This is a genomic window from Vibrio sp. JZG10 (assembly GCF_054064075.1).
This window is the reverse complement of the sequence record NZ_JBSUGE010000018.1, coordinates 16,708-29,554: the sequence shown is the minus strand read 5'-3', so window position 1 is coordinate 29,554 and position 12,847 is coordinate 16,708. Positions and strand designations below refer to the sequence as shown.

Annotated in this window: 13 protein-coding genes; 7 read left to right on the top strand and 6 right to left on the bottom strand. The window is 46.2% G+C overall.

All coding sequences use genetic code 11. The features are described 5' to 3' along the window. The first annotated feature begins 38 nt into the window (after nucleotides 1–38). Nucleotides 39–1,292: a valine--pyruvate transaminase gene (locus ACWYVB_RS18525; protein WP_457529700.1), complete on the top strand. Its 1,254-nt coding sequence runs from the start codon at nucleotides 39–41 to the stop codon at nucleotides 1,290–1,292. 84 nt (nucleotides 1,293–1,376) lie between these two features. On the opposite strand, the gene ACWYVB_RS18520 is transcribed toward ACWYVB_RS18525, so the two are convergent. The 6 genes from ACWYVB_RS18520 to dnaA form a co-directional block, all read right to left on the bottom strand. Then, nucleotides 1,377–1,814 carry an Hsp20 family protein gene (locus ACWYVB_RS18520; RefSeq protein WP_005458680.1) on the bottom strand — a complete coding sequence of 146 codons (438 nt, stop codon included), beginning with the start codon at nucleotides 1,812–1,814 and terminating at the stop codon, nucleotides 1,377–1,379. Nucleotides 1,815–2,346: 532 nt separating this feature from the next. Further along, nucleotides 2,347–2,763 carry a GreA/GreB family elongation factor gene (locus tag ACWYVB_RS18515; protein ID WP_053807522.1) on the bottom strand — a complete coding sequence of 139 codons (417 nt, stop codon included), beginning with the start codon at nucleotides 2,761–2,763 and terminating at the stop codon, nucleotides 2,347–2,349. A 343-nt stretch (nucleotides 2,764–3,106) separates the two neighbouring features. Beyond that, entirely contained in the window at nucleotides 3,107–5,524 is a 2,418-nt protein-coding gene (gene gyrB, locus ACWYVB_RS18510; protein WP_457529697.1) for a DNA topoisomerase (ATP-hydrolyzing) subunit B, read from the bottom strand. Between the two features lie 13 nt (nucleotides 5,525–5,537). Next, complete coding sequence (gene recF / locus ACWYVB_RS18505; protein WP_005394107.1) at nucleotides 5,538–6,617, bottom strand: DNA replication/repair protein RecF; 1,080 nt, start codon at nucleotides 6,615–6,617, stop codon at nucleotides 5,538–5,540. Nucleotides 6,618–6,626: 9 nt separating this feature from the next. Continuing rightward, nucleotides 6,627–7,727, bottom strand: a complete 1,101-nt coding sequence (gene dnaN, locus ACWYVB_RS18500; RefSeq protein ID WP_457529694.1) for a DNA polymerase III subunit beta — start codon at nucleotides 7,725–7,727, stop codon at nucleotides 6,627–6,629. A 63-nt stretch (nucleotides 7,728–7,790) separates the two neighbouring features. Continuing rightward, on the bottom strand, nucleotides 7,791–9,197 hold the full coding sequence (dnaA, locus tag ACWYVB_RS18495; protein WP_005378835.1) for a chromosomal replication initiator protein DnaA: 1,407 nt from the start codon (nucleotides 9,195–9,197) through the stop codon (nucleotides 7,791–7,793). A gap of 412 nt (nucleotides 9,198–9,609) precedes the next feature. Between dnaA and ACWYVB_RS18490 the strand changes: the two genes are divergently transcribed. The 6 genes from ACWYVB_RS18490 to yidD all read left to right on the top strand — a co-directional run bounded on the left by ACWYVB_RS18490 (nucleotide 9,610) and on the right by yidD (nucleotide 12,847). Continuing rightward, nucleotides 9,610–10,356, top strand: a complete 747-nt coding sequence (locus tag ACWYVB_RS18490) for an amino acid ABC transporter substrate-binding protein (protein ID WP_005378831.1) — start codon at nucleotides 9,610–9,612, stop codon at nucleotides 10,354–10,356. Between the two features lie 114 nt (nucleotides 10,357–10,470). Next, nucleotides 10,471–11,142: an amino acid ABC transporter permease gene (locus ACWYVB_RS18485; RefSeq protein ID WP_005378829.1), complete on the top strand. Its 672-nt coding sequence runs from the start codon at nucleotides 10,471–10,473 to the stop codon at nucleotides 11,140–11,142. Beyond that, nucleotides 11,139–11,876 (top strand): amino acid ABC transporter ATP-binding protein, encoded by a 738-nt coding sequence (locus ACWYVB_RS18480; RefSeq protein WP_048625594.1) that lies wholly within the window; start codon nucleotides 11,139–11,141, stop codon nucleotides 11,874–11,876. The genes ACWYVB_RS18485 and ACWYVB_RS18480 overlap by 4 nt, the downstream gene beginning before the upstream one ends. 242 nt (nucleotides 11,877–12,118) lie before the next feature. Further along, nucleotides 12,119–12,253, top strand: coding sequence for a 50S ribosomal protein L34 (gene rpmH / locus ACWYVB_RS18475; RefSeq protein WP_005378825.1), 135 nt, complete (start codon nucleotides 12,119–12,121; stop codon nucleotides 12,251–12,253). A gap of 46 nt (nucleotides 12,254–12,299) precedes the next feature. After that, nucleotides 12,300–12,623, top strand: a complete 324-nt coding sequence (gene rnpA / locus ACWYVB_RS18470) for a ribonuclease P protein component (protein WP_005394102.1) — start codon at nucleotides 12,300–12,302, stop codon at nucleotides 12,621–12,623. Continuing rightward, nucleotides 12,590–12,847 carry a membrane protein insertion efficiency factor YidD gene (gene yidD / locus ACWYVB_RS18465; RefSeq protein ID WP_005378822.1) on the top strand — a complete coding sequence of 86 codons (258 nt, stop codon included), beginning with the start codon at nucleotides 12,590–12,592 and terminating at the stop codon, nucleotides 12,845–12,847. The genes rnpA and yidD overlap by 34 nt, the downstream gene beginning before the upstream one ends.

Genomic DNA, 12,847 nt, shown 5'->3' with positions numbered 1-12,847 from the left:
ACACATAAGCAATCACAATGAATTAGGTATCAGTCAGCATGCAGTTCTCAAAGTTTGGTGAAAAATTTAATCAGTATTCAGGTATCACGCAGTTAATGGACGATTTGAATGATGGTCTACGCACACCAGGTGCCATCATGCTCGGTGGAGGTAACCCAGCCGCCATTCCTGCCATGCTCGATTACTTTCACCAAGCCAGTGAGGAAATGCTCGCCAGTGGCGAACTCGTCGCCGCACTCGCCAACTACGATGGGCCGCAGGGTAAAGACGCGTTCGTGAAAGCGCTGGCTCAGTTATTCCGTGAAACTTACGGTTGGGAGATTTCAGAGAAGAACATCAGCCTAACTAACGGCAGCCAAAGTGGCTTCTTCTACTTGTTCAACTTACTCGCAGGTAAACAGCCTGACGGTTCGCATAAGAAGGTGCTACTGCCTATCGCGCCTGAGTACATCGGCTATGGTGATGCTGGCATTGATGAAGATATTTTTGTCTCTTACCACCCAGAAATCGAGCTGTTAGATAACGGATTGTTTAAATACCACGTCGATTTTGAACAGCTAACCGTCGACGATTCTGTTGCGGCAATCTGCGCATCTCGCCCAACCAACCCAACGGGTAACGTACTGACAGACGAAGAAGTGCGTAAACTGGACAAACTCGCACGTGAAAACAACATCCCACTGATCATCGATAACGCCTACGGCTTGCCGTTCCCGAACATCATCTTTGAAGATGTCGAACCGTTCTGGAATGAAAACACCATCTTGTGCATGAGCCTATCCAAACTTGGCTTGCCAGGCGTGCGTTGCGGGATTGTGATTGCGAGTGAAGAAATCACTCAAGCGTTAGCCAATATGAACGGCATCATCAGCCTAGCACCAGGCAGTGTGGGTCCAGCGCTGGCAAACCACATCATCGCTAAAGGCGACCTGCTTAAACTGAGTTCAGAGGTGATTAAGCCGTTTTACAAGCAGAAGTCGCAACGTGCGGTTGAACTGCTGCAAGAAGCGATTACCGATGAGCGCTTCCGTATTCACAAACCTGAAGGGGCGATCTTCTTGTGGTTATGGTTTGATGAGCTGCCAATTACGACAATGGAGTTGTACCAACGCTTGAAAGCGCGTGGCGTATTGATTGTTCCGGGTGAGTACTTCTTTATTGGTCAGAAAGACGAGTGGGACCATGCTCATCAGTGCTTACGCATGAACTACGTTCAAGACGATGAGATGATGCAGAAAGGGATTGCGATTATCGCGGAAGAAGTTGAAAAGGCTTACCAGCAAGGTCAGTAAAGCAAACTCCCACATCAAAGACACAAATTAAAAAGAGCGCCAACTGGCGCTCTTTCTCACTCTATAAGGCAAATAACTTGCTGATTAGTTGCTTTCTAGCAGGTTGTTGCCACCGATAGCAATTTTACGTGGTTGCATTGCTTCTGGGATTTCACGAACCAAATCAATATGTAATAAGCCGTTTTCCATTGATGCGCCAGTCACTTTGACGTAATCCGCTAGCTGGAATTTACGTTCAAAGTCGCGCTCAGCAATGCCTTGGTACACGTAGTTTTTGCCTTCTTCTGCTTTGCGTTCGCCCTTCACAATCAACATGTTTTCGTTTTGAGTCAGATCGAGTTGGTCTTCAGAGAAGCCAGCAACTGCCATAGTAATACGGTAGTTATGCTCGTCTTTTTGCTCAATGTTGTACGGAGGGTAACCGCCAGAAGTATTTTTCGCTGTATTCGCTTCCATCAGGTTTAGCAGACGATCAAAGCCAATTGCATTACGGTATAGTGGTGAGAAATCTACGTTACGCATAAATCTATCCTCTTAATTAAGCAATAGTCTTAGCTCAGATGACGTTCATCTCACAGGCGTGTTTATGCAAAAACCAACGCCGAGCTAAGAGATTCTTATCATTCCGCAGGCCATCATTTGGCTCGGAGACATGATAGGAAGTCTAAAGGTTTAGGTTGTGTGCTAAAACGCCATATCCTCTTTTGAGCGATCTCGTTTTAGCGATTCCAGAGGGCTGTCTTCTAGTCTCTAGCAAGCCAGTCATCCTCTTCACAACTAGATATAAGGTCGTCAAAAATGACTTTCAAGGGAAAAATAAAAAATTTTAAGTGCGCTCGCTATCTCCCCCAGAAAGGTCAGTTTACCCTCGCTTTGCAATCGGTATTAAAAAGCCCACCTTTCTGGTGGGCTCAATCTGCACTCTACTTACGGGAGGATTTACGCGCTTTTACAACGCTCTTTTCTGCCGCTTTTTCCTGTTTTAACTTACGCTTTTCTTTCAGACTCAACTGTGGTTGTTTCTTGTCTTTCTTACTCATGACTTCACCTCTATTTATTGACACAACAGACAGCCACACAGCATTTTCTGCGCTGGTGGCTGCGATTGATGAACAATTTCAGTAATCACAAAGCAGCGTCGCTGATTAAAAATTTCTATTTCGAACGCATCATTTTTAGCTCGCCCTAATAAACGGGATCCCAAATAAGAATCGACCGCGAGCATACCTGTCATCGGTTGGCTCTTGTGCGAGTTGACTAACGTCATGCGATATTGATAAGCACGCTCAACATCCACTAAGCGAACCGTGTCCCCAACCGCAATACGAGCTCGGTTACGGCAATGGGCCTGTTGCTCGCAGGTTTCAAATAGCGATAACAACCTTAGTGGTGATTGATAGGTTAAAAAGCGACTGGTTAACCACCAAGTTCGCAGCGCCAAACAGTACGCCGAGAACCAGCGTTCAAACATGATTATTTCCTTCTTAATGCCTTGTCTTACAAATAAATTCAGTGCATTGAACCGGAAGTGCATCACCTCCGGCTTAGTTCAGGAAAGTCATCACCATTTTTTCAACCTCCTTATTCATCAGCTCTTCAGCACTATAGCGAGCAGAAAAAAGAAAGCAAAAGCGCCCAAGCGAACAAAATGGCGAGAAAAAAAGAAAACAGAAATAAAATGGCAAGCTTGATCAGGTTATTGGCAGTTAGCACCAGAAAAACCAAAGTCTTGGCAGAAAGTGGCGATTTTCATTGGTGGTTAAAACAAAAAAGCAGCGATTTCTCGCTGCTTTTTACTATCACGAACAGTGTCGTTATACGTCTAGGTTCGCTACTTTCAGTGCGTTCTCTTCGATGAAGTTACGACGAGGTTCTACTTGGTCACCCATCAGTGTTGTGAACAATTGGTCTGCGCCTACCGCATCCTCAATCGTTACTTGCATCATGCGACGCGTTTCTGGGTCCATAGTCGTTTCCCACAGCTGATCTGGGTTCATCTCACCTAGACCTTTGTAACGCTGACGGCTCAGACCACGCATTGACTCTTTAACCAACCAATCAAGCGCTTCTGCAAAGCTTGCTACTGGCATCGTACGCTCACCACGTTTGATGTACGCGCCTTCTTCCAGAAGCCCATCCAGTGCTTCTGATAGATCAGCCAACTTGCCGTACTCTTTCGAGTTTAGGAAATCGATGCTAATTGCATGCTCGTGCGTCACGCCGTGAGTACGAACCACAATCTTAGGCAAGTTTAAGCCTAGTTCTTCGTGCTGTTCAACTTCGTAGCTGTATTGGCTCGCGCCCACTTCTTTCGCATTCAGCTGCTCAATAAGCTGCTTCGTCCACGCTTCAACAACTGATGCGTCATGGCATTGCCCAGGCGTTAGACGAGGAGTGTAAATCAGCTCGTTTACCAAAGCACTTGGGTAACGACGGCTCATACGTTCCGCCAGTTTAATACCCGCATTGTACTGTTGAACAAGCTTCTCTAGTGCTTCACCAGCCAGTGCAGGTGCTTCTGCGTTTACATGTAGCGATGCATTATCCAGTGCCAATGATACTTGGTATTGGTTCATCGCTTCTTCGTCTTTGATGTACTGCTCTTGTTTGCCTTTTTTCACTTTGTAAAGTGGTGGCTGAGCGATGTACACGTAACCACGCTCGATAAGCTCTGGCATTTGACGGTAGAAGAAGGTCAATAGTAGCGTACGGATGTGCGAACCATCGACATCGGCATCGGTCATGATGATGATGTTGTGGTAACGCAGCTTGTCCGGATTGTACTCGTCACGACCGATACCACAGCCTAGTGCAGTGATCAGCGTTGCTACTTCTTGCGAAGACAGCATCTTGTCGAAACGTGCTTTTTCTACGTTAAGAATCTTACCTTTTAGCGGTAGGATTGCTTGGTTCTTACGGTTACGGCCTTGTTTTGCGGAGCCGCCTGCCGAATCACCCTCCACTATGTATAGTTCAGAGAGTGCCGGATCTTTTTCCTGACAGTCTGCAAGTTTACCTGGAAGGCCAGCTAGATCTAGTGCACCTTTACGGCGCGTCATTTCACGAGCTTTACGCGCTGCTTCACGTGCACGTGCTGCATCGATGATTTTCGAACAAACCATCTTCGCTTCTGTCGGGTTCTCAATCAGGAACTCAGACAGTTTTTCACCCATTGCAGACTCAACAGCTGATTTCACTTCAGAAGAAACCAGTTTGTCTTTTGTTTGGCTTGAGAACTTAGGATCTGGCACTTTCACCGAAACAACCGCAGTTAGACCTTCACGCGCATCGTCGCCTGAAGTCGCTGTTTTTGCTTTCTTAGAGAAACCTTCTTTATCCATGAAGCTGTTCAATGTACGTGTTAGCGCAGCACGGAAACCAGCAAGGTGAGTACCACCATCACGCTGTGGGATATTGTTGGTAAAGCAGAAGATATTCTCTTGGAAACCATCGTTCCATTGCATCGCCACTTCAACTGAAATGCCGTCTTCACGCTCTGAGTTAAAGTGGAAGATTTTTTCGATGATTGGCGTTTTGTTGGTGTTTAGGTGATCAACGAACGCTTGAATACCACCTTCATACATGAAGTGATCGTGTTTGTCCGCTTCACGCTCATCAACCAATTTGATCGATACACCAGAGTTCAGGAATGACAGTTCACGCAGGCGTTTCGCCAGAATGTCATAGTGGAACTCAGTGTTAGAGAAGGTCTCGGCACTTGGCCAGAAACGAATTTGTGTACCGGTTTTATCCGTATCACCCACAACGGCTAGTGGCGCTTGAGGCTCACCATGGCGGTAGGTTTGCGTATGGATATGACCACCACGATGAATCGTCAGCTCAACTTTCTCTGATAGTGCGTTTACTACTGAAACACCTACCCCGTGAAGACCACCCGATACTTTGTATGAGTTATCGTCGAACTTACCACCCGCGTGAAGTACTGTCATGATTACTTCTGCTGCAGAGACATTTTCCTCTGAGTGGATTTCTGTTGGAATGCCACGACCATCATCGCTAACGGAAACCGAGTTATCCTCATGAATTGTCACAACGATGTATTTACAGTGACCTGCCAACGCTTCATCAATTGAGTTATCCACCACCTCGAAAACCATGTGGTGAAGGCCGGTGCCGTCGTCCGTATCGCCGATGTACATTCCTGGACGCTTACGTACCGCATCCAGACCCTTCAGTACCTTAATACTCGATGAATCGTAATTTTCAGACATGAGTTTCTCTCTTCTAGTTTGACTCTATCCTGCCATGTTCCACATGAAACAATTTACCGTTATCGTCCAACATATCGGCGATTTGGCTTTCAGTGATAGAGCTTACAAATACTTGTGCGCCCGTCTCTTTTAAGCAGTCAGCAAGACGCTTGCGACGTTGGCTATCTAATTCCGACGCGAAGTCATCAATTAGGTAAATGCATTGTTTACCGGTCATCTCTGTCAGGTGTTGCCCTTGCGCGACACGCAATGCACACACCATGAGTTTTAATTGACCGCGTGACAGAACATCTTCAACGGGCGTTCCGTTCACTTTAATGCGCAAATCAGCTTTGTTTGGGCCACTAAAGGTGTATCCCAATGCCTGATCACGCTCAAAATTCTTTTCTAGTATCTCGTGGTATGGGGTGTCTTTATCCCAGCCACGATAATACTTCAATTGGATCTCAAATTCTGGCAAAAATGTCTGACAGATAGTTTCTGCGACGGTTTTCATCTGCTCGATGTAACTTGCTCGCCATTGGCTGATGTTTTCAGCCAACCCTGCCATTTCCTGATCCCAATAACTGAGCTCACGATAACTATTGGCGGTTTTCAACAGCGCGTTGCGCTGCTTGTTCAGGCGCTTGAACCTTCCCCATGCTTGATAAAAAGCGGGCTCGGTATGAAACACGCCCCAATCAATAAACGCGCGACGATGTTTAGGGCCATCTGTCAGTAAATCAAACCCTTCTGGGTGTATCAACTGCAGAGGCAGAACTTGTGCCAACTGCGCTAATTTTTGTCCAGATTGACCGCCTATTTTAACCTCTGTTGAGCCATCACGCTGCTTATTAATGCCGATAGGTAGCTCAAATTGATCCGAGTTCAAAAAACGACCATGAACAAACAGTTCGTCACACTCATTTTGTATCACTCGTCCGGTGAGAGAACTCTTGAATGAGCGGCCATGCCCGAGCAGGTAAACCGCTTCTAAGACACTGGTTTTACCGCTGCCGTTCGGCCCGATAAGAAAGTTAAAGCCTGCTGATAACTCAATATCACAGGCTTTAATGTTTCGAAACTGCTGAATGATGAGACGAGAAAGAGGCATTCAGTTGGCTTATAGACGAATTGGCATCACCACGTACATGGCACTGTCATCGTCGGCATTTTCAATCAATGCGCTAGCGTTAGCATCCGACATCGACACACGTACATTTTCACAACGCAACGTGTTCAGAACATCAAGCACATAGCTTACGTTAAAGCCGATTTCGATGGCGTCACCTTCAAAGGTCACATCAAGCATCTCTTCCGCTTCTTCTTGTTCTGGGTTATTCGCGGTTATGCGCATTTCAGTATCAGCCAGATTCACACGCACGCCACGGAATTTTTCGTTGGAAAGAATCGCAGCACGAGAGAAGGCTTGGCGCAACTCGTCACAACTTGCTATTAGGGTCTTATTGGTGCTCTGAGGCAATACGCGGCGGTAGTCAGGGAAACGACCATCAACCAACTTAGAGGTAAAAGTAAAGTTATTCACCTCAGCACGAACATTGGAGCTACCGATCTGAAGTACTACAGGTTGCTCTGGCGCGTCCATCAACTTCACTAATTCTTGCACACCTTTGCGTGGCACGATGATTTGCTTCTGCGCAAAATCCGCACCCAGCTGAGTTTGCGATACCGCCATACGGTGGCCGTCCGTCGCCACGCTGCGTAGCGTGGTACCGTCAATTTCAAACAACATGCCGTTGAGGTAGTAACGAACGTCTTGATTCGCCATCGAGAACTGAGTTTTGTCGATCAGCGTACGTAGATCGGCTTGGCTCAGTGATACTTCCACTTCACTTTGCCAATCTTCAATATTAGGGAAATCGTTCGCAGGAAGCGTTGCCAATGAGAAACGGCTGCGACCAGAGCGAACTTGTACGCGATCACCTTCTAATATAAATGTGATGATCGCATCGTCCGGTAAACCACGGCAGATATCGAGAAACTTACGCGAAGGAACGGTAATGCTGCCCGCTTCAAAATCACCTTCTAGCGTCACTTTGCTTACTAACTCTACTTCAAGATCGGTTGCCGTCATCGACAATACGTTCTCTTCTACTTTAAGAAGTAGGTTACCCAGGATTGGCAGAGTTGGTCGGCCACCTAAAGCGCCCGAAACCTGCTGTAGCGGTTTGATTAAATGACTACGTTCAATGGTAAATTTCATGCTTGGCTCTTTACGCTGTCAGCTCAATAAATGATTTGCTTAGAATACCGTTATTCTAACCGATTACGAGGACAGGGTGCGAATCAAGTTAGAGTAATCTTCTTTTATATCGTGGCTCTCTTCACGCAGCTGCTCAATCTTGCGACACGCATGAAGTACGGTCGTATGATCGCGGCCACCAAACGCATCACCAATTTCAGGCAAGCTGTGGTTGGTTAACTCTTTTGCTAACGCCATGGCCAGCTGACGAGGACGCGCTACAGAACGAGAGCGACGCTTAGACAGCAAGTCCGCCACTTTAATCTTGTAGTATTCCGCCACGGTCTTTTGAATGTTATCGATCGTCACCAGCTTCTCTTGCAGAGCAAGCAGATCGCGCAGCGCTTCACGAACAAAATCAATCGTAATTGGACGACCAGTGAAATTCGCATTAGCGATAACACGGTTCAGTGCACCTTCGAGCTCACGAACGTTCGAACGCAGACGCTTGGCAATGAAGAATGCCACTTCATCAGCAAGGTGGATTTGGTGATCTTCGGCTTTTTTCATCAAGATCGCCACACGCGTTTCAAGCTCAGGCGGCTCGATCGCAACAGTAAGACCCCAACCAAAGCGAGATTTAAGACGATCTTCAACGCCATTAATTTCTTTAGGATAACGGTCAGACGTTAAGATGATCTGCTGGTTACCTTCCAATAGTGCGTTGAAGGTATGGAAGAATTCTTCTTGCGAACGTTCTTTATTAGCAAAGAATTGGATGTCATCGATAAGGAGTGCATCCACACTGCGGTAGTAGCGTTTGAATTCTTCAATCGCATTGTTTTGCAGCGCTTTCACCATGTCTTGCACAAAACGTTCTGAGTGCATGTAGACCACTTTCGCGTTCGGGTTGTTATCCACAATCGCGTTACCCACCGCATGCAATAAGTGGGTTTTACCCAAACCCGTGCCGCCGTATAGGAATAGTGGGTTGTAAGCTGCACCTGGGTTATCCGATACCTGACGCGCCGCAGCCAAACCCAGTTGGTTCGACTTACCTTCAACAAAGTTGTCGAACTTGTGTTTTGGGTTCATGTTTGAGCGGTGATTGATCGCCGCAATCGCTTGAGCGTCGTCATCCCAGGTTTTGTGTACTGGCTTACGCGCCTGTAATTGCGCAGGTGCAGATGACTCCGCAGCCACATCTGCAGGCGTACGTGTCGGCGCTGGTTTTGGAGCAGAGACAGGTCGACTCCCCACTTCAAAGCGTAAGTTAGGAATGTCGCCACCACAGTATTCCTGCAGTAAGCGAGTAATATTGTTCAGATACTTATCACGCACCCAGTCCAACACAAAGCGGTTTGGCGCGAATAGAGTGAGAGTATTGTCATTGAGCTCCGCTTGTAGCGGACGAACCCACATGCTGAATTCTGTAGCTGGTAGCTCTTCTTGAAGCTGCTGCAAACATTGCAGCCAAAGCGAAGATGACACGGTGCCCCCACGGAGTAATTGAATTATCGGAAAAGACTGGCAATTTTACCTGTTGATAACCAAGATCGCCAGCGATTGATCGACGATCCAGTGAATAAGATCCAAGTTATTCACAATTATTTCTGCAAACTTGATGAGATCAACACACCTTGCCCCAAATTTGCCCACACAACGATCCACAATTGGGCAAAATTCACAAGATCGAGCGATTGGTGATAAGTCTGTGTATTATTTTATTCCCAATGCTGATTTTGTCGATCATTTCCCCTGGTTCAGTTCGCATTTTCGTCACATTTAACATTCTTCTTCTATTATCTAATAACTCACAGGTCTAGGTTATTGCTCTTGGTTATTTATTTAATTGAGCTAACTAACAGTAGTATTTCCAACCATAAAATTATGGAGATGTATTATGAAAAACTGGATTAAGGTTGCCGTTGCAGCCATTGCACTGTCGGCAGCAACCGTACAAGCCGCTACTGAAGTCAAAGTTGGTATGTCAGGTCGCTACTTCCCGTTTACTTTTGTAAAGCAAGATAAGCTACAAGGCTTTGAAGTCGACATGTGGGATGAAATCGGCAAACGCAACGATTACAAAATCGAATACGTAACCGCTAACTTCTCTGGTTTATTTGGTCTGCTAGAAACCGGTCGCATCGATACGATCTCCAACCAAATCACCATGACTGATGAGCGTAAAGCCAAATACCTATTTGCTGACCCTTACGTTGTAGATGGCGCACAAATTACCGTGCGTAAAGGCAACGACAGCATCAAAGGTGTTGACGATCTTGCGGGCAAAACCGTTGCGGTGAACCTAGGATCTAACTTCGAGCAACTGCTGCGTCAATACGACAAAGACGGCAAGATCAACATTAAAACGTACGACACAGGTATCGAACATGACGTGGCGCTCGGTCGTGCAGATGCATTTGTAATGGATCGTCTTTCTGCGTTAGAGCTGATTAAGAAAACCGGTCTTCCTTTGGAATTGGCGGGCGAACCGTTTGAAACCATTCAAAACGCATGGCCTTTCGTGGACAACGAGAAAGGTCGTAAGCTGCAAGAAGAAGTAAACAAAGCACTGGCTGAGATGCGCGCAGATGGTACAGTAGAGAAAATTTCCGTGAAGTGGTTTGGCGCTGACATCACGAAATAAGAACTCTTTGTACTTTAGGCCGCAAAGTGGTATCACTCTCGGACTAAAATAAACTTACGTAAAGGTGGAACTTGTTTTCCACCTTTTCTTTTCTCTAGCCTTTAGGTAAGCCGTATGGGATTTGACTTTAATTACATGTTGGAACTGCTGCCGATATTGCTGAAATATCTTGGCACTACCATGGAAATGGCGACATGGGGATTGGTGTTTTCACTGATTTTATCCGTCATTTTAGCCAATATTCGCGTATTTAAACTGCCAGTTCTGGATCAATTAAGCCAACTGTACATCAGCTTCTTCCGTGGCACCCCTCTCTTAGTTCAGCTTTTCCTGCTTTATTACGGCTTACCACAAATTTTCCCATTGATGGTGGGTATTGATGCCTTCTCAGCAGCGGTGATCGGTTTAACGCTGCACTTTGCCGCTTATATGGCGGAAAGTATTCGTGCCGCCATTATTGGTATTGATCGCAGCCAAATGGAAGCGAGCTTGTCGGTGGGTATGACAACATCTCAGGCGATGCGCCGAGTGATTTTACCTCAAGCAACGCGTGTCGCACTGCCTTCATTGATGAACTATTTCATCGATATGATCAAGTCAACGTCTCTCGCCTTCACGCTTGGTGTGGCCGAAATCATGGCGAAAGCACAGATGGAAGCCTCATCAAGTTTCCGTTTCTTTGAAGCTTTCCTTGCGGTTGCTCTTATTTACTGGGGCGTGGTGGTGATTCTGACTCGCGTACAAATCTGGGCAGAAGCAAAACTGAATAAGGCGTACGTACGATGATTAAGTTAGAAAATATTCACAAACGTTTTGGTGAGACTGAAGTGCTGAAAGGCATCGACCTCGATATTAAGCAAGGTGAGATCATCGTGATTATCGGCTCAAGTGGTACGGGTAAATCAACCTTGCTGCGTACGGTGAACTTTCTAGAACAAGCAGATGAAGGTCGTATCACGATAGATGACATCTCCGTTGATACTCAAAAACACACTAAAGCCGAAGTATTAGCGCTGCGTCGTCGAACTGGCTTTGTGTTCCAAAACTATGCCCTGTTTGCCCATATGAATGCGCGCCAGAACATTGCCGAAGGTCTAGTGACCGTTCGAGGTTGGAAAAAAGTCGATGCTCTCAAACGAGCGCAACAAATTCTGGATGACATTGGCCTTGGGGATAAAGGCGATAGTTATCCAGCGGCACTGTCTGGCGGCCAACAACAACGTGTGGGTATCGGCCGAGCGATGGCGCTGCAACCAGAACTGCTGTTGTTTGACGAACCAACTTCTGCGCTGGATCCGGAATGGGTTGGAGAAGTTCTCTCATTAATGAAGAAGTTAGCTAATCAGCATCAAACCATGCTGGTGGTGACGCACGAGATGCAATTCGCGAAAGAAGTCGCAGATAGAGTGATCTTCATGGCGGAAGGCAATATCGTTGAGCAAGGTTCTCCACAGGATATCTTCGATAATCCACAAGATCCTCGTTTGAAAAAATTCCTTAACCAAGTAGGAATAGAGTAACGATCAAGCATCAGGATCGATTGATCCTTGAGATTTTACTCACACTACGTATAATCGCCCGGCCGGAATTTCGTACTCATTGAGTCATTGACACATTATGTGAGTGTGATTACAATTCCGCCTCTTTGTTGAGAGGCGTCGGTTGTCCTTCTCTATATAAAGAGCTTCTTTATATAAGAAAGCAAATACCCACGCCGGGTTTAACAAGAACCTAAAACTACTGATCAGTAAAGGTAATTATCATGAAACGCACTTTTCAACCTACAGTTCTAAAGCGCAAGCGTACTCACGGCTTCCGTGCTCGCATGGCAACTAAGAACGGTCGTAAAGTTATCAACGCACGTCGTGCAAAAGGCCGTGCGCGCCTATCAAAATAATCGCTAGTTTATTTTGAACACGTACGCGTTTAATCGGGAGTTACGTTTGTTAACTCCCGAGCATTATCAAAACGTCTTCCAGCAAGCTCATCGAGCTGGCTCGCCTCATTTCACCATCATTGCTCGCAATAACAAACTTTCTCATCCACGATTAGGTTTAGCGGTTCCAAAAAAGCAAATCAAAACGGCTGTCGGTCGTAACCGATTTAAGCGTTTGGCTCGTGAAAGCTTTCGTAACAATCAACATCAGCTTCCAAACAAAGATTTTGTTGTGATTGCGAAGAAAAGCGCGCAAGATTTAAGCAATGAGGAAATTTTTAAGTTGTTTGATAAGCTATGGCAACGCCTGTCTCGCCCTTCACGTGGATAGCCATTGGGCTCGTTTATCTGTATCGCTGGTTTATCAGCCCTTTGATTGGTCCTCGTTGCCGGTTCACACCAACCTGTTCCACTTACGCGCTAGAAGCTTTGAGAGCTCACGGTTTTGTAAAAGGATGTTGGTTATCAGGCAAACGTCTATTAAAATGCCACCCTTTGAATGAAGGGGGGTATGACCCCGTTCCACCAGTCCAAAAACAAGACAGAGATAACTAA